The 20,572-nt window shown below is 69.7% G+C and carries 20 protein-coding genes, 3 tRNA genes and 2 riboswitches; of the genes, 10 read left to right on the top strand and 13 right to left on the bottom strand.

Annotated elements, in window-relative coordinates; genetic code table 11:
• Positions 1–98: 98 nt before the first annotated feature.
• Entirely contained in the window at positions 99–1,799 is a 1,701-nt protein-coding gene (gene ilvD / locus ATL45_RS06290; protein ID WP_093149846.1) for a dihydroxy-acid dehydratase, read from the top strand.
• On the opposite strand, the gene ATL45_RS06285 is transcribed toward ilvD, so the two are convergent.
• From ATL45_RS06285 to ATL45_RS06270, 4 genes are all read right to left on the bottom strand, one after another.
• Positions 1,800–1,955: a zinc ribbon domain-containing protein gene (locus tag ATL45_RS06285; RefSeq protein ID WP_246025188.1), complete on the bottom strand. Its 156-nt coding sequence runs from the start codon at positions 1,953–1,955 to the stop codon at positions 1,800–1,802.
• Positions 1,956–2,181: 226 nt separating this feature from the next.
• The gene (locus ATL45_RS06280; protein ID WP_093149852.1) at positions 2,182–3,255 is read right to left on the bottom strand and encodes a ribonucleotide-diphosphate reductase subunit beta; all 1,074 of its coding nucleotides are present in this window, start codon (positions 3,253–3,255) and stop codon (positions 2,182–2,184) included.
• 122 nt (positions 3,256–3,377) lie between these two features.
• The gene (locus ATL45_RS06275) at positions 3,378–5,756 is read right to left on the bottom strand and encodes a ribonucleoside-diphosphate reductase subunit alpha (protein WP_246025187.1); all 2,379 of its coding nucleotides are present in this window, start codon (positions 5,754–5,756) and stop codon (positions 3,378–3,380) included.
• A gap of 115 nt (positions 5,757–5,871) precedes the next feature.
• Positions 5,872–6,088, bottom strand: a riboswitch (cobalamin riboswitch).
• 89 nt (positions 6,089–6,177) lie between these two features.
• Complete coding sequence (locus ATL45_RS06270) at positions 6,178–7,119, bottom strand: ABC transporter substrate-binding protein (RefSeq protein ID WP_093149857.1); 942 nt, start codon at positions 7,117–7,119, stop codon at positions 6,178–6,180.
• 135 nt (positions 7,120–7,254) lie between these two features.
• Between ATL45_RS06270 and ATL45_RS06265 the strand changes: the two genes are divergently transcribed.
• Positions 7,255–7,899 carry an alpha-ketoglutarate-dependent dioxygenase AlkB family protein gene (locus ATL45_RS06265; protein ID WP_093149860.1) on the top strand — a complete coding sequence of 215 codons (645 nt, stop codon included), beginning with the start codon at positions 7,255–7,257 and terminating at the stop codon, positions 7,897–7,899.
• Positions 7,900–8,092: 193 nt separating this feature from the next.
• Here ATL45_RS06265 and ATL45_RS06260 read toward each other — a convergent pair.
• Positions 8,093–8,165: transfer RNA gene (locus ATL45_RS06260), tRNA-Lys, on the bottom strand.
• 236 nt (positions 8,166–8,401) lie between these two features.
• Positions 8,402–8,474: transfer RNA gene (locus ATL45_RS06255), tRNA-Lys, on the bottom strand.
• Positions 8,475–8,797: 323 nt separating this feature from the next.
• Between ATL45_RS06255 and ATL45_RS06250 the strand changes: the two genes are divergently transcribed.
• A complete protein-coding gene (locus ATL45_RS06250) occupies positions 8,798–9,943 on the top strand; it encodes a L,D-transpeptidase (RefSeq protein ID WP_246025792.1) in 1,146 nt (381 codons plus the stop codon).
• Between the two features lie 147 nt (positions 9,944–10,090).
• Positions 10,091–10,231, top strand: a complete 141-nt coding sequence (locus tag ATL45_RS06245) for a hypothetical protein (RefSeq protein ID WP_246025186.1) — start codon at positions 10,091–10,093, stop codon at positions 10,229–10,231.
• Between the two features lie 30 nt (positions 10,232–10,261).
• On the opposite strand, the gene ATL45_RS06240 is transcribed toward ATL45_RS06245, so the two are convergent.
• The 5 genes from ATL45_RS06240 to ATL45_RS06220 all read right to left on the bottom strand — a co-directional run bounded on the left by ATL45_RS06240 (position 10,262) and on the right by ATL45_RS06220 (position 13,961).
• Positions 10,262–10,337, bottom strand: a tRNA-His gene (locus tag ATL45_RS06240).
• Between the two features lie 114 nt (positions 10,338–10,451).
• Positions 10,452–11,093 (bottom strand): oligoribonuclease, encoded by a 642-nt coding sequence (gene orn / locus ATL45_RS06235; protein ID WP_093149867.1) that lies wholly within the window; start codon positions 11,091–11,093, stop codon positions 10,452–10,454.
• Between the two features lie 48 nt (positions 11,094–11,141).
• On the bottom strand, positions 11,142–12,779 hold the full coding sequence (locus ATL45_RS06230; RefSeq protein WP_246025185.1) for an AMP-binding protein: 1,638 nt from the start codon (positions 12,777–12,779) through the stop codon (positions 11,142–11,144).
• A 79-nt stretch (positions 12,780–12,858) separates the two neighbouring features.
• Positions 12,859–13,056, bottom strand: a complete 198-nt coding sequence (locus tag ATL45_RS38750) for a hypothetical protein (protein WP_093149874.1) — start codon at positions 13,054–13,056, stop codon at positions 12,859–12,861.
• A gap of 167 nt (positions 13,057–13,223) precedes the next feature.
• A complete protein-coding gene (locus ATL45_RS06220; RefSeq protein WP_093149877.1) occupies positions 13,224–13,961 on the bottom strand; it encodes a hypothetical protein in 738 nt (245 codons plus the stop codon).
• Between the two features lie 330 nt (positions 13,962–14,291).
• Between ATL45_RS06220 and ATL45_RS06215 the strand changes: the two genes are divergently transcribed.
• The 5 genes from ATL45_RS06215 to ATL45_RS38745 all read left to right on the top strand — a co-directional run bounded on the left by ATL45_RS06215 (position 14,292) and on the right by ATL45_RS38745 (position 17,553).
• A complete protein-coding gene (locus ATL45_RS06215; protein WP_439332439.1) occupies positions 14,292–15,050 on the top strand; it encodes an alpha/beta hydrolase family protein in 759 nt (252 codons plus the stop codon).
• A 118-nt stretch (positions 15,051–15,168) separates the two neighbouring features.
• Entirely contained in the window at positions 15,169–15,414 is a 246-nt protein-coding gene (locus ATL45_RS06210) for a biotin/lipoyl attachment domain-containing protein (RefSeq protein ID WP_093149881.1), read from the top strand.
• A 25-nt stretch (positions 15,415–15,439) separates the two neighbouring features.
• A riboswitch (TPP riboswitch) is annotated at positions 15,440–15,535 on the top strand.
• A complete protein-coding gene (gene thiD, locus ATL45_RS06205; protein ID WP_093149885.1) occupies positions 15,523–16,320 on the top strand; it encodes a bifunctional hydroxymethylpyrimidine kinase/phosphomethylpyrimidine kinase in 798 nt (265 codons plus the stop codon). It overlaps the preceding riboswitch by 13 nt.
• 210 nt (positions 16,321–16,530) lie before the next feature.
• Complete coding sequence (gene tenA / locus ATL45_RS06200; RefSeq protein ID WP_093149888.1) at positions 16,531–17,241, top strand: thiaminase II; 711 nt, start codon at positions 16,531–16,533, stop codon at positions 17,239–17,241.
• Positions 17,242–17,400: 159 nt separating this feature from the next.
• The gene (locus tag ATL45_RS38745; RefSeq protein ID WP_170210176.1) at positions 17,401–17,553 is read left to right on the top strand and encodes a hypothetical protein; all 153 of its coding nucleotides are present in this window, start codon (positions 17,401–17,403) and stop codon (positions 17,551–17,553) included.
• Between the two features lie 51 nt (positions 17,554–17,604).
• Here ATL45_RS38745 and ATL45_RS06195 read toward each other — a convergent pair whose 3' ends face one another.
• Together ATL45_RS06195 and ATL45_RS06190 are read right to left on the bottom strand one after the other, a co-directional pair.
• Positions 17,605–17,976 (bottom strand): hypothetical protein, encoded by a 372-nt coding sequence (locus ATL45_RS06195; RefSeq protein WP_093149892.1) that lies wholly within the window; start codon positions 17,974–17,976, stop codon positions 17,605–17,607.
• Positions 17,977–17,988: 12 nt separating this feature from the next.
• A complete protein-coding gene (locus ATL45_RS06190; RefSeq protein WP_093149897.1) occupies positions 17,989–18,912 on the bottom strand; it encodes a DivIVA domain-containing protein in 924 nt (307 codons plus the stop codon).
• Between the two features lie 264 nt (positions 18,913–19,176).
• Here ATL45_RS06190 and ATL45_RS06185 point away from each other — a divergent pair, with 264 nt between their 5' ends.
• Positions 19,177–20,520 carry a GNAT family N-acetyltransferase gene (locus ATL45_RS06185; protein ID WP_093149902.1) on the top strand — a complete coding sequence of 448 codons (1,344 nt, stop codon included), beginning with the start codon at positions 19,177–19,179 and terminating at the stop codon, positions 20,518–20,520.
• Positions 20,521–20,572: the final 52 nt, after the last annotated feature.

The following is a 20,572-nucleotide window of genomic DNA, read 5'->3' as shown; positions in this document are numbered from 1 at the left end:
TCGCCCGCACCTCGGAACCCCGACCACGGGCGCGGACGGAGCACCGCCTCCGGTTCGTCGACGAGCATCCCCGGTGCGTGCGCGCCTACAGTCCTGGTGTGGATGCTTCGAAGCTCACCGAACGTCAGCGCGCTCTGAAGCCCCGGAGCTGCGAGGTCACCGAGGGGATGGAGCGGGCCGCGGCGCGCGGGATGCTGCGCGCGGTCGGCATGCAGGACGACGACTTCGCCAAGCCGCAGATCGGGGTCGCGTCCTCCTGGAACGAGATCACCCCGTGCAACCTGTCCCTGCAGCGGCTCGGGCGCGCGGCCAAGGACGGGGTGCACGAGGCCGGCGGGTTCCCGATGGAGTTCGGCACCATCTCGGTGTCCGACGGCATCTCGATGGGGCACGTCGGCATGCACTACTCCCTGGTGTCCCGGGAGATCATCGCCGATTCGGTCGAGACCGTGGTGGAGGCCGAGCGGCTGGACGGAACCGTCCTACTCGCGGGCTGCGACAAGAGCCTGCCGGGAATGCTGATGGCGGCGGCCCGGCTCGACCTCGCCTCGGTGTTCGTCTACGCCGGCTCCATCCTGCCCGGGCGGGTGGACGACCGGGAGGTGACGATCATCGACGCCTTCGAGGCGGTCGGCGCCTGTGCTCGCGGCCTGATCTCCAGGGAGGAGGTGGATCGCATCGAGCGGGCCATCTGCCCGGGTGAAGGCGCGTGCGGCGGGATGTACACGGCGAACACCATGGCGTGCGCGGCGGAAGCGCTGGGCATGTCGATGCCGGGTTCGGCGAGCCCGCCGTCGGTGGATCGGCGCCGCGATGCCAGCGCCCGGGCTGCCGGGCGAGCGGTGATCGGCATGCTGGAGAACGGCATCACGGCCCGGCGGATCCTGACCAAGGAGGCCTTCGAGAACGCGATCGCGGTGGTGATGGCCTTCGGCGGCTCGACCAATGCCGTGCTGCACCTGCTCGCCATCGCCCGTGAGGCCGGCGTCGACCTGGCGCTGGACGACTTCGACCGGATCGGCGACCGGGTGCCGCACCTCGCGGACGTCAAGCCGTTCGGCCGGTACGTGATGTCCGCGGTGGACCGCATCGGCGGTGTCCCGGTGGTGATGAAGGCACTGCTGGACGCGGGGCTGCTGAACGGCGACTGCCTGACGGTGACCGGGCGGACGGTCGCGGAGAACTTGGCCGAGTTGCAGCCGCCGGAGCTGGACGGCGAGGTGCTGCACCGGCTCTCGGATCCGATCCACCCGACCGGCGGGCTGACGATCCTCCGCGGCTCGCTGGCCCCCGATGGTGCGGTGGTGAAGAGCGCCGGGTTCGACTTCGCGCGGTTCGACGGCACAGCACGGGTTTTCGACGGCGAGCAGGGCGCGATGGACGCGGTGGAGGACGGTTCGCTCAAGCCCGGGGACGTCGTCGTCATCCGCTACGAGGGACCGCGCGGTGGCCCGGGAATGCGGGAGATGCTCGCGGTGACCGGTGCGATCAAGGGCGCCGGCCTCGGCAAGGACGTGCTGCTGGTGACCGATGGCCGGTTCTCCGGCGGTACGACGGGTTTGTGCATCGGGCACGTGGCACCGGAAGCCACCGACGGCGGGCCGATCGCGCTGGTGCGGGACGGCGATCCGATCAGGCTCGATCTCGCCGCCCGCACCCTGGACCTGCTGGTGGACGAGGCCGAGCTCCGGCGGCGGCGCGAGACCTGGACGCCACCGGAACCCCGCTTCCGCCACGGCGTTCTCGGCAAGTACGCGAGGCTGGTCGGTTCGGCGGCCGAAGGCGCGGTGTGCGGCTGATCAGCCCTGGAGCTGTGTCTTCAGGCTCTCGGCCTCCCGTTTGCCGATCGGTGCGGTCGTGCCGCACCAGGTGCAGGTCAGCGCGTAGCGCGTGCGGGTCGGGAACAGCGGGATGAAGAACAGGGTGAACTTGGTGACTCCCTTGTTGAGAGTCATCGCGTAATTCCCGCGGCAGCCTGGGCAGTCCAGCCGCAGACTGCCCAGGCGCCGGACGCTCCGCCGGAACCCAAAGATGATCATTCGCCCTCCCGGTTCGGTGCGACCGGCCGCCGGCGTCGGGACGCGGCCGATCAGTCCTGGGAAGGATGGTTTCAGAACGGGGTGGACGTGGCCACGGGTTCGGCGGTGCACGGCCCGGGCCGGACCGCGCACCGCGCGCGGGTCAGTCCCAGGACAGCGAGGCGCCGGACTGGTACTCGATGACCCGCGTCTCGAAGAAGTTCTTCTCCTTCTTGAGGTCCATCGCCTCCGACATCCACGGGAACGGGTTGTCCGCCTCCGGGAACACCGGCTCCAGCCCGAGCTGGTCGCAGCGGCGGTTGGTGATGAAGTGCATGTACTGGGCGCAGAGCTCGGCGTTGATGCCGAGGATGCCGCGGGGCATGGTGTCGCGGCCGTAGGCGATCTCCAGCTCGCAGGCCTCGGTGAGCATCCGGCGGATCTCGGCCTGGAACTCCGGGGTCCACAGGTGCGGGTTCTCGAGCTTGATCTGGTTGATGCAGTCGATGCCGAAGTTCAGGTGGATCGACTCGTCGCGCAGGATGTACTGGTACTGCTCGGCGATGCCGACCATCTTGTTCCGCCTGCCCAGCGCGAGGATCTGCGCGAAGCCGGTGTAGAACCACATGCCTTCGAAGATCACGTAGAAGGCCACCAGGTCGCGCAGGAACGCCTGGTCGGCCTCGGTGGTGCCGGTGGCGAAGTCCGGGTCCTCCAGGCTCTGGGTGTACTGCAGCGCCCAGGAGTCCTTGTCGGCGATCGACGGGATCTCCCGGTACATGTTGAACAGCTCGCCCTCGTCGAGGCCGAGGCTCTCGCAGATGTACTGGAAGGTGTGCGTGTGCACGGCCTCCTCGAAGGCCTGGCGCAGCAGGTACTGGCGGCACTCGGGATTGGTGATGTGCCGGTAGACGGCGAGCACGATGTTGTTGGCGACCAGGGATTCGGCGGTGGCGAAGAACCCGAGGTTGCGCTTGAGCATCAGGCGCTCGTCGTCGGTGAGCCCGTCGGTGGACTTCCACAGCGCGATGTCGGCCTGCATGGAGATCTCGGTCGGCATCCAGTGGTTGTTGCAGCCGGCGAGGTACTTGTCCCACGCCCAGCTGTACTTCAGCGGCAGCAGCTGGTTGACGTCGGCGCGGGCGTTGATCATCGCCTTCTCGCTGACGTCGACGCGGCCGCCGTCGCGGTCGATCTCACCGAGACCGGCGGAGGAGGGGGAGTGCAGGGAGGTCATGCTGTAGTGCTCCAGGGGTTTTCGTGCGTGCAGTGAGGTCCGCGCGCCCGGGTCCCCGCAATTTCAATGGAAATCGGAGGTGCGATTTCCATTGAAATTGCGGTTGGGACCCGGGTGGGGCGTTACTGGCAGGCTTCGCAGTCGGGGTCCTCGATGGAGCAGGCGGCTCCGGCCGAGGCCGTGGGAACTGCGGTGGGGACGGCGTTGAGCTTGCCGTCGGTGCCGCGCAGGGTGCTCTTCTCCACGTGGGTGGCGCTGGTGGAGCGCAGGTAGTACGTGGTCTTGAGGCCCTTGCGCCAGGCCAGCCGGTAGAGCTCGTCGAGCTTGCGGCCGCTGGGCGAGGCGACGTAGAGGTTCAGCGACTGGGCCTGGTCGATCCACTTCTGCCGACGGGCCGCGGCCTCCACCAGCCAGTGCGGCTCGATCTCGAACGCGGTGGCGTAGAGCTCCTTGAGCTCCTGCGGGATCCGCTCGATCGGCAGCAGGCTGCCGTCGTGGAACTTCAGGTCGGCGACCATGGCCTCGTCCCACAGCCCGGCGCGCTTGAGGTCGGCGACCAGGTGCGGGTTGACCACGGTGAAGTCGCCGGACATGTTCGCCTTGACGTACAGGTTCCGGTAGACGGGCTCGATGGACTGGTTGACGCCGCAGATGTTGGCGATCGTCGCGGTCGGCGCGATGGCCATCACGTTGGAGTTGCGCATCCCGTCGCGGACGACGCGCTCCCGCAGCGCCGCCCAGTCCAGTGTGGACGAACGGTCCAGGTCGACGTCGCCGCCGCGGGCCTCGGCCAGCAGCTCCAGCGAGTCGATGGGCAGGACGCCCTTGCTCCACAGCGATCCGTCGAAGGTCTCGTAGCGGCCGCGCTCGGCCGCCAGCCCGCTGGACGCGCTGATCGCGTGGTAGCTGATCAGCTCCATGCTGCGGTCGGCGAACTCCACCGCCGCCTGCGACGACGGTGCGATGCGCTGCACGAACAGCGCGTCGGCGAAGCCCATCAGGCCCAGGCCGACCGGCCGGTGCCGCAGGTTGGAACGGCGGGCCTCGGGGATCGTGTAGAAGTTGATGTCGATGACGTTGTCCAGCATCCGCACCGCGGTGCGGGTGGTGCGCTCCAGGCGCTCGGCGTCGATGCCGTCGGCCGTGACGTGGTGCGCCAGGTTGATCGAGCCGAGGTTGCACACCGCGACCTCGTCGGCGCTGGTGTTCAGGGTGATCTCGGTGCACAGGTTCGAGGAGTGCACCACGCCGGTGTGCTGCTGCGGCGACCGCAGGTTGCACGGGTCCTTGAAGGTGATCCACGGGTGGCCGGTCTCGAAGAGCATGGTCAGCATCCGCCGCCACAGCTCGACCGCGCGGACCCGCTTGAACACCGCGATCTCGCCGCGGTCGGCGGCCTGCTCGTAGGCGCGGTAGCGCTCGGCGAACGCCGCGCCGTAGAGGTCGTGCAGGTCCGGGGTCTCGTCGGGGGAGAACAGCGTCCACTGCTCGTCGCCCTCGACGCGGCGCAGGAACTCGTCGGGCACCCAGTTCGCGGTGTTCATGTCGTGGGTGCGGCGCCGGTCGTCGCCGGTGTTCTTGCGCAGGTCGAGGAACTCCTCGACGTCGATGTGCCAGGTCTCCAGGTAGGCGCAGACCGCGCCCTTGCGCTTGCCGCCCTGGTTGACCGCCACCGCGGTGTCGTTGGCGATCTTCAGGAACGGCACCACGCCCTGCGACTTGCCGTTCGTGCCCTTGATGTGCGCGCCGATGCCCCGCACCGGGGTCCAGTCGTTGCCCAGGCCGCCGGCGTACTTCGACAGCAGGGCGTTGTTGCTGATCGAGTGGAAGATGCCGGACAGGTCGTCGTCCACCGTGGTCAGGAAGCAGGACGACAGCTGCGGCCGGGTGGTGCCCGCGTTGAACAGCGTGGGCGTCGAGCACATGAAGTCGAACGACGACAGCAGCCGGTAGAACTCGATCGCGCGGGCCTCGCGGTCGTCCTCGCGCAGCGCCAGGCCCATCGCCACGCGCATGAAGAACGCCTGCGGCAGTTCGTACCGCGCACCGCGTTCGTGCAGGAAGTAGCGGTCGTAGAGGGTCTGCAGGCCGAGGAAGCCGAACTCCAGGTCGCGCTCGGTCGACAGCGCGCGGCCCAGCCGGTCGAGGTCGAAGGCGGCCAGCTCCGGGTCCAGCTGCTCCAGCTCGATGCCGCGCCGCACGTAGGTGGCGAAGTGCTCGGCGTAGTCCGAACCCGGGTCCACGCCGAGGAATTCCAGCGCTTCCCGGCGCATCCGGTTCAGCAGCAGGCGCGCGGTGACCTGCGAGTAGTTCGGTTCGGTCTCGATCAGGGTGCGGGCCGCCATGATCTGGGCCAGCGAGAGCTCGTCATCGCTGATCCCCGCATAACCGGTGCGCCGCACCTCGTCGAGCACGGCTTCGGCGGACACGCCGGGCAATCCGGCGCAGGCCTGGTGGACCGCGGTGGACACCTCGGTCCAGTCGTTGAGTGTCGCCGTCACTGGTCTTCTCCCTCGCGAGCTCGGTAGACCACGAGCGCGCGCAGGCAGACCTCGGCGGCCGCCTGCCGCCGATCATCCGCTCGGACCCGCCCTCGAGGTCCCGGACAGCACGCCACATTCGCGTGCACCGGTGGCAGGTCTTCGGACTCACGGGCGGCCTACTGGTCGTGGCTTCCCAGGCGTTGGCCCAGTGCTCTTACCCGCCACCCGGAGTGGGCGGCCGGGTCACGACGGTCGTTCCCGTTCACCGCTGCGGGGCAGTCCCGGATTCGCACCGGGTTCCCTCTTGCCTCACCGGATCGCTCCGGTGAACCACCAGCGAGCGACACACTACATGTTGGGTTTGGGGCTGATGTGAACGGGCAGATATCGGCGTGTTGGACTCCCGGCCGCCGGTGTCGGGCGGCCGGGAGCCCGCCGGTCAGCGCTGCGCGAGGTGCTTCTGGAGGTCGTCGAGGACCAGGTTCGCCGCGATCGGGCCGAGACCGAGGAACCAGGTGTCGTCGGAGACCTCGACGGCCTTGCCCGCGCGGACCGCGCCGAGGGTCGTCCACTGCACCGAGCCGACGACGTCGTTCATCTGCTCCCGGGCGCTGTCACCGTAGGCCGCGTAGAACAGCTGGTCGCCGTCGGCCTGGGCGATCTGCTCGCGGCTGATCTTGGTGTGCGTCGTGTCGGCTTCCTGGTTGGCGGGACGGCTGAAGCCCGCGTCGGCGAGGATCGTGCCGATGAACGAGCCCTTGTTGTACAGCCGGATGTCGCCGGGGATGAACCGCAGCATGCTGATCCGCTGCGCGCCCGGATCGCCGACCTGCCTGCCGATCTCGGCGGCGCGCTGCTGGTAGGCGTCCAGGATCTGCTGCGCCTCGGCCTTCTTGCCCAGCGCGTCGGCGTCGAGCAGGAAGTTCTCCTTCCAGGTCTTGCCGACGGTCTCGGCGAACACGGTCGGCGCGATCTTGCTCAGCGCCTCGTAGTTCTCGTCGTCGCGGATCTTGCTGGACAGGATCAGGTCGGGCTGCAGCGCGGTGATCTTCTCCAGGTTGGGGGAGCCGATGGTGCCGACGATCTCGATGTCGCCCGCCTTCTCGGCCAGATAGGGCTGGAGGTTCTTGTTGGCGTCGGGCAGCACGGTGCCGACCGGCTTGATGCCCAGCGCCAGCACCGCGTCGAGTTCGCCGGTGTCGAGCACGACGACCCGTTGCGGCGTGCCGGTGATCGTCGTCTGCCCCTTCGCGTGCGTGATGACGCGCGCACCGGATTCCGGCGCGGCGGGCTGTTCGGAGGCCGGCGTGCCGCACGCGGCGGCGCTGCCCAGGGCTAGCGCGACGGTGACCGCCGCGAGCAGTCGACGGGGACGGAGCATGGTGCTTCCCACCTGTTCACTCGATACTGAAGTTTGGTGAGCCTAACCTGACGATCGAGCTCGATCCAGCATTGAGGCAGTGCTCACTGTCACCGCTACCTGCGAAGATGATCAGGTGATGGGAGAGGAGCGGCGATGGATTCGCTGATCCCGCGCACCCGCGAGGAGATCGCCCCGGGCGCGGTCCACGTCCCGGACTGGCTGGGCTTGGAGGAGCAGCGGCACCTGGTGCGAGCCTGCCGGGAGTGGGCGCGGGCGGGCATGCGCTCCCCGAAGCTGCCCACCGGCGGCGTGATGTCGGTCCGCACGGTCTGCCTGGGCTGGCACTGGATCCCGTACCGCTACTCGAAGACCCTCGAGGACGGCACTCCGGTGATGCCCTTCCCGGACTGGCTGGCGGATCTGGGCAGGAGAGCGCTGGCCGACGCCTACCAGCGCCCGGCGGACGACTACGCCCCGGACGTGGCCCTGATCAACTTCTACGACGAGAACGCCAAGATGGGCATGCACCAGGACAAGGACGAGCGCAGCGAAGCCCCGGTGATCTCCCTCAGCCTCGGCGACGAAGCGGCCTTCCGCTTCGGCAACGCGCGAACCAGGACGAAACCCTACCGGGACCTCATCCTGACCTCGGGTGACCTCTTCGTCTTCGGCGGCCCGGCCCGCTTCGCCTACCACGGAATCCTGAGGACAACCCCGAGAACGGCCCCGAACATAGGAATGAGGACAGGCCGCCTCAACATCACCCTGAGAACCTCAGGCCTAACCCCACAAGAGTAACCAGCACCACGATCCTCTGAGGGCACACCTGAAGGGCAAGCCGCCCAGGCCGGGCACCCCACCCAACGCAAGGCGAACCCGGCACGCAACCCCCGCACCGTGGGGGGCTTGGGGGGTTCGACCCCCCAAAATCATGACGAGATATGCAGAAATGCGAAACGCCCCGCGTGAGCAGGGCGTTCCACATATCGAGTGCGCCAACAGGGACTCGAACCCCGAACCCGCTGATTAAGAGTCAGCTGCTCTGCCAGTTGAGCTATTGGCGCTGGCCTGTCGCTTCGGTTTCCCTCGCGACACGAGAAGACTAGCACGACCCAGGTCTGCTCCGATCCGCGGGGTATTCGAAGGGAAACCCAGGTCGGGTACGTCACTCATCGCAAGGCAAAAGCGATGCGCAGCCCCCGCGCCGTGGGGGGCTTGGGGGGTTCGACCCCCCAAAATCATGACGAGATATGCAGAAATGCGAAACGCCCCGCGTGAGCAGGGCGTTCCACATATCGAGTGCGCCAACAGGGACTCGAACCCCGAACCCGCTGATTAAGAGTCAGCTGCTCTGCCAGTTGAGCTATTGGCGCTGGCCTGTCGCTGCGGTCTCCCTCGCGACACGGAAAACATTAGCACGGCTCGCGAGGGCTCTGAACCGGGGGGTGGATCTGGCGGTGCGGCGGGTTGGTCGGAGTTGCCGAGCAACCCTCGGTGTGGGTCGTGCGTCTGTTGGGCAGGTGGTCGGCCTGCGCGGATCACACAGGGTGTACGCCTGGTCTCTTCGTCCCCCGTCGGGACCTTGCGGCACACTGTTCACAGGGGTTAGTTGTGCTTCTAAGCGGACGGACTGTTGCTCATGAGGGAGTGGCGTAATCCGGTCGGGGGTCCCGTGAGGGTTTCGCGGCTGTTGACGATGTTGATCTTCGGCGTGGTGGCGCTGTTGGTCGCGGGGTGTAGTGGATCCGGTGGTTCGGGGACCGGCTCGGGCTCCGACGAGGTGCCGCCGGCGCCGACGCTGGAGCTGGCGCCGCTGAACGGGGCGAAGGACGTGTCCCCGGCCGAGCCGATCACGGCGAAGGTGGCGAACGGCCGGATCGTGAACGCGGTGCTCACCAACACCGAGAACAAGCAGGTGGGCGGCACCATCTCGCCGGACGGGGCGAGCTGGACCGCGGGGGAGAAGCTCGGCTACGGCAAGACCTACACGCTGGAGGTGACGGCGCAGGGTGCCAGCGGGCCGGCGATCACCCAGCAGTCCACCTTCACCACGGTTTCGCCGGGCAAGCAGAGCTACGTGTCGATGAACCCGCTCGACGGGCAGACGGTCGGCGTCGGGCAGCCGCTGGCGTTCTACTTCAGCAAGGACGCCCCGGCACCGGACAAGGCGAAGGCCGAAGCGGCCATCAAGATCCAGACCGAGCCCGCGGTGGAGGGCGCGTTCTACTGGTTCAACAGCCGCGAGGTGCACTGGCGGCCGAAGGAGTACTGGAAGCCCGGCACCAAGGTGACCATCGACGTCGACGTCTTCGGGCGGGACCTCGGCAACGGCGCTTGGGGCCAGGAGGACCGCAAGGCCACCATCACCATCGGCGACGCGGTGATCCTGCGCGCCGACGGCGCCTCGCACCAGATGTCGATCGAGAAGAACGGCCAGGTGATCCGGACCATGCCGGTGTCGCTGGGCAAGCCGTCCTTCCCGTCGAACAACGGCGTGCACGTGGTCACCGAGCACCACGCCACGAAGGTGATGGACTCCACCACCTACGGCCTGCCGCTCGAGGCGGGCGGTTACCGCACCGAGGTGAAGTGGGCGGTCCGGATCTCCAACGGCGGCGAGTTCCTGCACGCGGCGCCGTGGTCGGTGGCGCAGCAGGGCAACAGCAACGTCAGCCACGGCTGCATCAACATGAGCATGGACAACGCCAAGTGGGTCTACGACCTGCTCAAGAAGGGCGACATCGTGGAGATCACCAACTCCGGCGGCCCGGACCTGCGGTCCTGGGACGGCTTCGGGGACTGGCAGATCCCGTGGGACCAGTGGGTGGCGGGCAACCGCTGACCCGCTGAGCCATCAGCGCCGAGAGGGCCCTGTTCCAGCCGGAACAGGGCCCTCTTCGCGTCCGGGACAGGAGATCTTGACCTCAGCATCTCCAGGCCCGCTGTCTCGCAGCACCTCGCGATCCTCGTCGAAAGCGGTGTGTTCCGGGTGAGCGCGGAGGGGCGGCGGCGGATCTACCACCTGGAGCCGCAGCGGCTCGCCGCGGTGGGCGACTGGCTGGAGCAGCAGCGGGAGCGGTGGAGCCGTTCACTCGATGCCCTCGAATCCGGAAAAGCGAATGAGGCCTGATTCCCGCGGGAATCAGGCCTCATTCGGCTTTGGGGTGAGTGACGGGAATCGAACCCGCGACACCTGGGACCACAACCCAGTGCTCTACCGACTGAGCTACACCCACCTCGGCTGCTCGGAATCGGGCCTCAGCGAGACCGCCTTCCGGAGCAACGCACATATACTAGCGTGCGGTGTCACGCCGTTTTCCGCGGGCTCCGGTTAGCGGCACCGCTGCTGGTCAGCGGCCGTTTTCCGGTTGGTCGGAGGTCTTGGCGATGCCGTCGGCGGCGAGCAGCTCGGCCGCCACCGCGTGCGCCTGCTCGCTGGTCGGGCCGGGCTGCGGGACGAACGCGGTGCGGCGGTAGTAGGCCAGCTCGCGGATCGACTCCCGGATGTCGGCCAGCGCGCGGTGCGCCAGGCCCTTCTCCGGCTGCGCGTAGTAGATCCGCGGGTACCAGCGCCTGCACAGCTCCTTGATGGACGACACGTCGACCATCCGGTAGTGCAGGTGGGCGTCCAGTCGCGGCATGTCGCGGGCGATGAAGCCGCGGTCGGTGGCGATGGAGTTGCCCGCCAGCGGCGCCGACCGCCCGTCCGGGACGTGCTGGCGGATGTAGTCCAGCACCTGCTGCTCGGCTTCGGCCATGGTCACCGAGGAGCGGCGCACCTCGTCGGTGAGCCCGGAGCGGTCGTGCATCTCGCGGACGACGTCGGGCATCCCGGCCAGGGCCTCGTCATCGGCGTGGATGACGATGTCCACGCCCTCCCCGAGGATGTTCAGGTCCGCATCGGTGACCAGGGCGGCGATCTCGATCAGCGCGTCCTTGCCGAGATCGAGACCGGTCATTTCGCAGTCGATCCACACTAGACGGTCATTCACCCGAGGCAGCCTAACTCGCCACGAGGCGTGATCGTGCATCCGTCCGGCTCATCCGCTCAGCCGATCGCGCAGTTCGCGGGGCACGACCTTGCCGGTGGCGTTGCGCGGCAGCTCGGCCAGGAACACCACGTCGCGCGGCAGGGCGAACTTCGGCAGCCGGTCGCGGATCCGGTCGCGCAGCTCCTCGGCCGCCAGCTCCTGGTCCGGGCGCAGCACGACGAACGCGGCGAGCCGCTGGCCGAAGTCCGGGTCGTCCACGCCGATCACCGCGGTCTCGGAGACCTCCGGCAGGCGCGCGATGACGTCCTCGGTCTCCTTGGGGTAGACGTTCTCGCCACCGGAGATGATCATGTCGTCCTCGCGGCCGACCACGAACAGCCTGCCGGAGGCGTCGATGTGCCCGAGATCACCGGTGGACATCAGGCCGTCGCGGGTCTCCCGGCCGCTGCCGTTGGTGTAGCCCTCGAAGAGCATGTCGTTGCCCGCGAAGATCCGCCCGGTCGTCCCGCGCTCCACCGGGCTGCCGTCCTCGGCGAGGATGCGCACCGTCGTGCCCCGCGGCGGACGGCCCGCCGAGCTCGGTGCCGCGCGCAGGTCCTGCGGGGTGGCGATGCTCACCCACGACACCTCGGTCGAGCCGTAGAGGTTGTAGAGCACGTTGCCGAAGGCGCGCTGGAATCGGGTGGCCAGATCGGCGGGCAGCGCCGAACCGCTGCTCGCCACGATCCGCAGCGTGCTGTGGTCGTAGCGGTCGCGCACCTGCTCGGGCAGGTCCAGGAGGCGCTGGAGCATCACCGGCACGGCGAACACCGCCGTGCACCGGTTGCGCTGCACGGAGGCCAGCGCTTCCTCGGGCTCGAACTTGCGGCGCAGCACCAGCGTCGCGCCGAGCACGGCGCCCAGCTGGAAGGCCGCGAGGCCCCAGGTGTGGAACAGCGGCGCGCTGACCAGCATCCGCTCGCCGCTGTCCAGCGGGAGCCGGGACAGGATCGAGGCGGCCGGCGACAGGCTGGGCGGGTCCGGCCGGCGGGCGCCCTTGGGCGTGCCGGTGGTGCCGGAGGTCAGCACGATCATCCGGGCGTGCCTGCGCGGCCGGGCCGGGCGCCGCGGCGAGGACGTGGCGATCAGGTGCTCCAGCGTGTCGCGCCGGGTGGTGCCCTCGGTCCAGGCCAGGATCTGGTCGACCTCGGCCGGGAGCTCGGCGAGCTGGGCGCGGAACTCGGCGTCCAGGACCAGGACGCCGACCTGCTGCTCGGCGATCACGTCGGCGAGCTGGCGGCCGGTCAGCCCGGTGTTGAGCAGCACCACGTCCACGCCGAGCTTGGCCGCGGCGACGATCGTCTCGACCGGCCCGTGGTGGTTGCGGCACAGCACGCCGACGCGGGTGCCGCGCTTGACGCGCTTGCGCAGGCCGTTGGCCAGCCGGGAGGTGCGCTGTTCGAGCTCGGCGTAGCTGAGAGCGCCGCGCTCGTCGATCACCGCCGGGCGGTCCGGGTGGCGCACGGCGCCGACCGCGAAGCCCAGCGGCGGGGTGATGCCCCAGTGCCGCCAGGCGCGGACGATCCGCAGCACCTTGTCCGGGCGCAAGGGGCGGAGCACGCCTCGCTTGGCCAGCACGAACAACGTGTGCATGCCCGGTGTCAACCGATTGACCACGGCCATGATCCGTTGCCTCGACGCGCTCACGCATCCACCTCCCGGTCGGCGGCTACCCGAGAGTAGATACTTACTCGAACTGATCGGAACTGGAAAGGGCCGGACCGGGTCAGTCCAGGTCGGCGGCCGACACCACCGCATCGCGCAGCACGGCTCGCAGCCGCCCCACCTCCAGCGGTGACAGCACCGCCGTCTCGCCCGGCGGCGCCACCAGCACGATGTCGCCCTGGTTGATGAACACCGACATGTCGCGCCGCCTCCCGGCGACGTCGCGGCAGCTCACGTGCCATTCCTTGGTGGGCTCCACGGATCCCCAGCCTCCCCTGTGCGGTTCGCGCGTCCCCCGCGCGTGTTGATCGAGAGACGCCGCAGCGCGGCAGCCGTGACGGGATTCTGCGGAATATTCCAAAAACCCCAGTTCAGGAACCGAAAAGGCGCCGGGCGATCGCCCGGCGCCCCTGGTGATCGGGAAGATCAGACCGGCCGGACCACGAGTCCTTCGGGCTCGGCGGTGAAGGTGACCGCACCTTCGAAGTCGGCGATGGGCAGCTCGTCGCGCACCAGCCGGTGCGGCGCGTCGAAGGTCTCCACCCGGACCTCGCCCGCAGTGATCGTCTGCTCGGCGACGTCCGCGCCGCCGACCTGCACCTGCAGCTCGTGCCCCTGCACCGCGACGGTGAGCCAGCCACCGGCGACGGTCAGCTGCTCGCCGCCGTGGGTGACGGTCAGCCGGCTGGCCGCGGGGTCCTCGGAGCGCACCGCGATGTGCGAGATGGCCACGTCGCGCCGACCCGAGTCACCGACCAGCGCGATCACGTCGCGGGTGACCGGCTCGGCCGCGGTCTCACCCGGCTTCGGGGTGAGCACCGGGGCGCGCAGCTGCGCGGCCACGCGGTAGGGCTGCCACGATCCGGCGCCGATCAGGTTGACCACCGCGGTGACGTCGACGCCGGTCAGCAGCCGGTCGCTGCCCGGAGCCGGGGTGACCTCGATCGCGGGGACGCCGCGCTGGTCCAGCAGCTCGCGCAGGGCCTTGGCGCGCTGTCGGCTGTTGCGGTCGAAGCCGCGGGTGATCGCCACGGTCCCGGAGCCGGCCGCGTCGACCGCGGCGTCGGTCAGGTCCGCCAGCGGTGCCCAGATCCGCGCGGGATCCTCCGGTCGGCGGGGCCGCCGGGAACGGGCGAAGCTCGGAGCATCGGTCGTGGTTTCCATCGTCACCGAGTTTAGTCCGCGGGCAAGGGGCGCCTTGCCTACCGGTGGGCCCCTTCACGCTGTGAAATCGATCGCTTTCGGTGAGCGGCCGGGCCGCGGCGCGGGTTTCCGCTGGTCGCAAAACCGATTCCGGAATCCAGGGAGCGGACCTACGGTGGCTCCCATGACACCCGTTGTGTCAAGTTCTGCTCAACCGCACCTCAGGGGACCGTGATGCAACCCGACCACAAGAAACCGCGAAACGCGAGATTGATCCGGACGCAACCACCGCTGAAAAACGCGGAGAGGCGGCACTGTGAGGCGGGACCGATCACCGGCACCGCCGCTGGCGTGCCGTTCACCGCGTTGCCCCCGGCCGGCGATGGGCCCGCGCCGCTGATCGTCACCTGGCACATGCTGGATGCGCCGCGGTCGGACGCCGCCTTCGCCGCCGCGCTGCCGATGCGCGACGTGCCCGCCTGGCGGGTGCACCTCGGCATGCCGATGTTCGGGGCGCGCATGGTCGACGGCAGCATGGACGCCGCCATCGCGCTGCTGCAGGAGGACGTCCTGATGGCCGCGATGCACCCGTTCGTCCGGCAGGCGACCGAGGAGTTCCCGGCCGCGCTGGCGTCGATCCGCGAGCAGCTGCCGGTCGACGACGGCCCGATCGGCGTGCTCGGCGGCTCGCTGGGCGGCGCGGTCGCGCTGAACGTCCTCGCCGGTACGGAGATCCCGGTCTTCGCTGCCGCGCTGGTGAACGGCGCCATCCGGATGCGCTCGGTCATCGACCTGTTCCCCGGCGACTACCCCTACGACGCGGAATCGGAGCAGGTCGCCGACGTCCTGGACTTCGTCGCCGGTGCCGACCGCATCGCCGGCCGCGCACCGCTGCTGGCCGTCAGCGGGGAGCTGGACCACCCCGCGTTCCGCGACGACGCGGCCGATCTCGTCGCCGCGCTGGGCGACGGGGCCGAGCTGCTGCCGATCCCCGGGCTGGCGCATCCGCTCGCCGAGGAGCCCGGCATCGAGCCCGCTCCGCAGCTGCCGCCCGCGAAGGAGGTCGACGCCGGGCTGACCGCGTGGTTCCGGCGGCACCTCGCCGGATAGGCCGGGATTGCCGCGTTCCTCCTGGTTTCCGCTGGTCCATCGGTGGGGCGGCGGTCCGGCGGTCTTGTTGGTGCGGACGGCCGGAGTGATGCTGGGTTGCTCTCGGAGGGGGGCGGGGATGACCGAGTTGCTGTTCCCAGCGCTGGGGCGTCGTCCGGCGGGACGATCTCCGGTGCGCGGGGTGCTGGTGCGGTGGCTGGCAGCGGACGGGAGCGCCGTGCACGTCGGGGACCGGCTGGCCGAGGTCCGGTCGGCGGGGGATCTCGTCGGCTGGGTTCCCGCGCTGGCCACCGGGACGCTCTGGCACCAGGTGCGCGCCGGCGAGGTGCTCTGCGCGGGTGCGGTCGTGGGGCTCATCGACTGACCGGTGGTGTCCGGGTTAGGTTGGTGCGAGTGACGCGGGGTGCCCGGCTTGCCGGGCTGAGAACAGACCCGTTGAACCTGACCTAGCTCGTACTAGCGGAGGGACGTCATGGTTCCGAACGTGCTGACCATCGCGGGCACCGATCCCAGCGGTGGCGCCGGAGTCCAGGCTGATCTGAAGGCGTTCTCGGCGCACGGCGCCTACGGCATGTCGGTGATCACCGCGCTCGTCGCGCAGACCACCACCGGGGTGGCCGAGGTGCACGAGGTGCCGCCGGAGTTCATCACCGCGCAGCTGGTCACGCTGCTCGACGACGTGCGGGTGGACTCGGTCAAGATCGGCATGCTGGCCAACGCCGAGGTGATCCGCGCGGTGGTCGAGGTGCTGGACCGCTACGCGCCGCCGAACGTGGTGCTGGATCCGGTCATGGTCGCCAAGAGCGGCGACCGGCTGCTCGCGCCGGAGGCGGTCGGGGCGCTGCGCGACGAACTGCTGCCCCGGGTCGACCTGATCACCCCGAACCTGCCGGAAGCGGCGGACCTGCTGGGCGAAGCCGAGCTCGCCGACGTCGACGGCATGCCCGCGCAGGCCGAACGGCTGGCCGGGCTCGGCGCCAAGCAGGTGCTGCTCAAGGGCGGCCACCTCTCCGGCGAGTCCAGTGTGGACCTGCTGTACGGCGACGGGATCGCCGAGTTCCTGACCAGCGAGCGGGTCGTGACCACCAACGATCACGGCACCGGCTGCACCCTCTCGGCGGCGATCGCCGCACTGCGTCCGCAGCGCCCGGACTGGCTGACGGCGGTGCGCGAGAGCAAGGACTACCTGACCGAGGCTCTGCGCGCGTCCGGGCGGCTGGACGTCGGCCACGGCCACGGCCCGGTGCACCACTTCCACCACTGGTGGTGACGAGCCCGCAGCCCGGCTGACGATCCACCGGGCTGCGCGCGCACTTCACGCGATTTCAATGGAAATCAGACCTCCGATTTCAATGGAAGTTGCGGACTTCCGGCGTGTCGTGACGCGACGCGCCGGGGTCAGTGGGCGACTTCCGCGATTTCAATGGAAATCAGACATCTGATTTCCATTGAAATCGCATCCCGAGAGATGAGGAGTCAGATGAGCAAGTTGCCCGCACCGCCCGCCGACGGCTTCTGCGCGCAGGCCTGGGAGCACACCGCCGGGTTGCAGCAGGCGATCGTCGAGCACCCGTTCAACACCGGGCTCGCCGACGGCAGCCTGGACCGTGAGGTGTTCGCCTTCTACATCGTGCAGGACGCCCGCTACCTGGTCGGGTTCGCGCAGGCGCTGGCGGCCGCGTCGACCCGGGCGGACAACGCCGAGGACGCCGCGTTCCTGTCCGGCTCGGCCAACGGCGCGCTGGTCGAGGAGCGCCGGCTGCACGCCGGGTACGTCAGCGAGTTCGGGTTGACCGAGGCCGAGATCGACGGCATCGGCACCTCGCCGTCCTGCCTCGCCTATACCTCGTACCTGCGGGCGTGCGCGCTGACCGAGCCGTACCCGGTGCTGCTGGCGGCGATCCTGCCGTGCTTCTGGGTGTACCAGCACGTGGGCACCACGATCCTGGAGTCCACCGGCGACCTCGCCGAGCACCCGTACCGGGCGTGGATCCAGACCTACGCCGACGACGAGTTCGCCGCCGCCGTGCTCACCGCCCGCGAGCTGGTCGACCGGGTCGCCGCGAGCGCCGACGACGCGACGCGGCAGCGGATGCTGGCCGCGTTCACCCGGGCCACCGAGTACGAGTGGCTGTTCTGGAACAGCGCGTGGACCAAGGAGGCCTGGCCGACCGCCGAGTTCCTCGGGTAGGAACCGAAAGCCGTTGCGGGACAATGGAAAGCGCGCGCCGGAAATGTGATCCGCGGCACAGTCCCGGCCGCTAACGAATATCCGGATCCGGAGCGATGTGCTCAGCGACACGCCCACTCGGGCATGGAATCTTCCCAGGTTGAACGGGGTTTCAGCGTCGTGGGCACTTCGCTTGTGATCGTCCTTCTCGGCATGCTGGTGCCCGTGCTCGCTGCCGCGCCGTTCTACGTCGCCGACCGCCGTCGCGAGCAGCAGGAGCTGGAGCTCCGGGTGCGCGAGCTGGAAGCGGAAACCACCGGCTCCGACGACTGAGTATTAACAGTCGTTGGAACCGGTGGTTCCGGGTTGCCGCGCGGGGTGCCGCTAGTCCTTGCTGATCTCGGTGCGGAGCCGGGCGAGGCGCTGGCGGGAGCGGTTGAACTTGGCCTCGAAGTGCTTCTCGTAGAGGTCGGTCGGCAGTTCGGGGAGCTCGGTGGGCTCCGCCGTGCGCTGCACCGGTGCGACGGGCTCGCTCGGCTTCTCCTCGGCGGCGGGCCGCTCCGGTTCGGCGGGCTGCGGCGCGGTGGTCCGGCGGGTGACCGTCGGGGGCGCTGGTGCCGGAGTGCGCAACGCGTGCCTGCCGCGCGGGGCCGATTCCTGCTCGCCGAGTTGGCGGTTCGCGCGGTGCAGCAGCGGCCAGAAGATCAGTGTCGCCAATGCGAAACCGGAGACGAACATCAGCACGAGCAGTTCCACGTGATGCTCCGATCAGTTCTGTCGGACGGGTCCTGGCTGCGGGGTCGCACCGTTGGTGCTGTGGTGCTGACCGTCGAGGGGGATGAGGAACGTCTGCACGTCTTCGCGCTGCGAGGGCAGCTGGAGCGGTAGCTGGGTCTCGGGCTCCGGTTCCCCGGTCGTGGCCGGCGGGTGCGCGCTGAGCTCGGCGATGGAGGCGTTGAGGGTGCGCTGCGTCTGGTCCATCGAGGACAGCACCGCGGCGCGCAGTTCCTCCAGGCGGCGCTGCTGGGTGTGGATCTCCTCCAGCGCTTCCAGGCGGAGCTGCTCGGTCTCGGCGTCCCACTGCCCGCACTGCCGCCGGGTCCGGGCGATCAGCTCGTCGGCCTCCTCCTGCGCGGCGGCGATCGTCCGCTTGTACTCGTCGCGGATGCTCTGCCGCATCCGGTGCTCCCGGGTGCGCAGCTCGCTGACCTTCTGGTCGTGCTCGCGGTGCAGCCGGGCCCGGCGCTCCTCGACGTCGGAGATCAGGCGGCCGCACTCCTCGCGCAGCTCGGTGGCGTTGCGCTGGGCTTCCTCGATCAGCTCGCGCGCCTCGGTCTCGGCGGTGCCGCGGATGATCTCGGCCTGCCGCTGGGCCCGGTCGCGGAGGGTCTGCACCTCTTCCTCGGCGATCGAGAGCATGTTCTGCACGCGCTGCGATGCGGCGGGCAGGCCGGTGTCGGAGGACTCGATGCGGCGGAGGCGCTCCTCGGCCGAGTTCAGGCTGCGGCGGGTGGTGTCGCAGAGCTCGCGCAGGTCGCTGTTGAGCTGCGCGGCCTCGTTGCGGTCGATGGTGACCAGCCGCAGCTGGTCCTCCAGCAGCTCGATGTGGTCGATGACCTGGCTGCGGTTGAAGCCGCGGACCTGGATGTCGAATCCCGGCCGGAGCGGAACGACGGAGTCGGTGTCATCCATGGGTGAACTCCTCTCCGGGCGGTGGGCCGATTCGATAGGTCGGAGAGTAGGGGTGATGGTCGGCGTTCGCCCAGCGAAACACAACGATCATCACCGGATCAGGTAGTGATGATCGAATGGCCGCGCGTCCTGCTTGCGCTCCGTGACGACGGTCCGATTCGTCCACAGTGCACGTCCCCGGACCAGGGAGTTCCGCAGCACTGCCGTCGAGCCCGGTGGTTAGGTTAGGCTCCGCTCACGGATCCGCGGTTCGAGGAGCATTGCGTGACGAGTGGAGTCGACCTTCCCGGCCAGTCGCACGAGCGCGCGTCGGCGCTGCTGCGGCGATGGCTGGCCGAGACGCACACCCCGGTCGTCGAGGGGCCGTTGCGGCTGACCATCGGGTCGGTGCCGCTGGGTACCGACGTCGTGTACAGCTCGGTGACGGGCGCGCACGGTTTCGGGCCGATCCGCGTGCTCGACGACGCCGGTGAGCCGGTCGCGATCGCCGATCCCGCGCTGATCGCCGCGGCCTGCTCCGCCGACGCGCGCGCTCGCGCGCTGCCCGACGCGCCGATCAACGCCGCCGACGCCGGTTCGCTGGTCGACTGGCTGCTGCACGCGCTGCCGAGGCGCGAGTTCGACCCGATCGCGCTCTCCGACGACCTGATCGCGGTGGCTCGCTCGGTGTCCGACGCGGCTGAGGCGCGGCGCTGGCTCGCCGCGCACGTCGAGGGGCGGCTGCTGCCCGCTGTGCTGGGGTGGGAGGGCGATGTCGCCGCCGCGACGGTGCAGCTGCTGACGCGCGGACCGCTGGCGGTCATCGGATTGCTGGGGCGGCGCGGTGTCGTCGACGAGGCGGAGCTGCTCGCGGAGCTGCGGACGTGGCTGGGCGGCGTCGCCGAGGCGCACCCGGTGTCCGGATGGCTGGTCGAGCGCTGGCTGACGAGCCCGACGCTGACCGATCTCGCCGCGCTCAACGGTTCCGGCCTGCGCTACCGGGCGGATTCGGGCCGGGTGGAGGTGCGGCCGGTGCCGTTCGAGGTGCCGAACCCGCTGTGGTCGGGCGCGGCGCCCGCGCCCGGGGTCCCGGTTCCGGTGCTGGGCGAGGGCTGGTCGCTGCGGCCGGTGGAGGTCGTCGGCGACGACGGCGGGCCGGACGTCGCGCTGGTGCAGCGCTGGATGAACGCCGAGCACGTCGCGGTGAACTGGAACCAGGCGTGGCCGCTGGCGCAGTGGCGCGAGGAGCTGGCCGGGCAGCTCGGCGGGCAGCACTCGGTGCCGTGCATCGTCGGCCTCGACGGGCGCGACGTCGGCTACCTGGAGCTCTACCGGGTGCAGCGGGACAAGCTGGCGCGCTGCTACTCGCACGACCCGCACGACCTGGGCGTGCACATCGCCATCGGTGAGCCGGACGCGATCGGGCGCGGCGTCGGCTCGTCGCTGCTGCGGGCGGTGGCCGGGGGGCTGCTGGCGGCCGACCGGGAGTGCCGGCGCGTGGTGGCCGAGCCGAACGTGCACAACGGGGCCTCTGTGGGCGCTTTCGGCAAGGCCGGGTTCGGCCGGGCCGCCGAGATCGGATTGCCGAACAAGAACTCGGCGCTCATGATCTTCGAGCGCGGTGAGTAGGCCCACTTCTTCGGCGGCCCGGGGTCCTTGTACTACCGATCCACAGATAACT

Source organism: Saccharopolyspora antimicrobica (assembly GCF_003635025.1).
Classification (GTDB): domain Bacteria; phylum Actinomycetota; class Actinomycetes; order Mycobacteriales; family Pseudonocardiaceae; genus Saccharopolyspora; species Saccharopolyspora antimicrobica.
The sequence above is the reverse complement of the archived record's forward strand: the minus strand, read 5'-3'. Positions and strand labels throughout refer to the sequence as shown.

Coding starts and splice junctions, on each gene's coding strand:
- ATL45_RS06285 (WP_246025188.1), bottom strand. CDS start 1,955: ATGACTCTCAACAAGGGAGTCACCAAGTTCACCCTGTTCTTCATCCCG.
- ATL45_RS06280 (WP_093149852.1), bottom strand. CDS start 3,255: ATGACCTCCCTGCACTCCCCCTCCTCCGCCGGTCTCGGTGAGATCGAC.
- ATL45_RS06270 (WP_093149857.1), bottom strand. CDS start 7,119: ATGCTCCGTCCCCGTCGACTGCTCGCGGCGGTCACCGTCGCGCTAGCC.
- ATL45_RS06265 (WP_093149860.1), top strand. CDS start 7,255: ATGGATTCGCTGATCCCGCGCACCCGCGAGGAGATCGCCCCGGGCGCG.
- ATL45_RS06250 (WP_246025792.1), top strand. CDS start 8,798: ATGTTGATCTTCGGCGTGGTGGCGCTGTTGGTCGCGGGGTGTAGTGGA.
- ATL45_RS06220 (WP_093149877.1), bottom strand. CDS start 13,961: ATGGAAACCACGACCGATGCTCCGAGCTTCGCCCGTTCCCGGCGGCCC.
- ATL45_RS06210 (WP_093149881.1), top strand. CDS start 15,169: ATGACCGAGTTGCTGTTCCCAGCGCTGGGGCGTCGTCCGGCGGGACGA.
- thiD (WP_093149885.1), top strand. CDS start 15,523: ATGGTTCCGAACGTGCTGACCATCGCGGGCACCGATCCCAGCGGTGGC.
- tenA (WP_093149888.1), top strand. CDS start 16,531: ATGAGCAAGTTGCCCGCACCGCCCGCCGACGGCTTCTGCGCGCAGGCC.
- ATL45_RS06190 (WP_093149897.1), bottom strand. CDS start 18,912: ATGGATGACACCGACTCCGTCGTTCCGCTCCGGCCGGGATTCGACATC.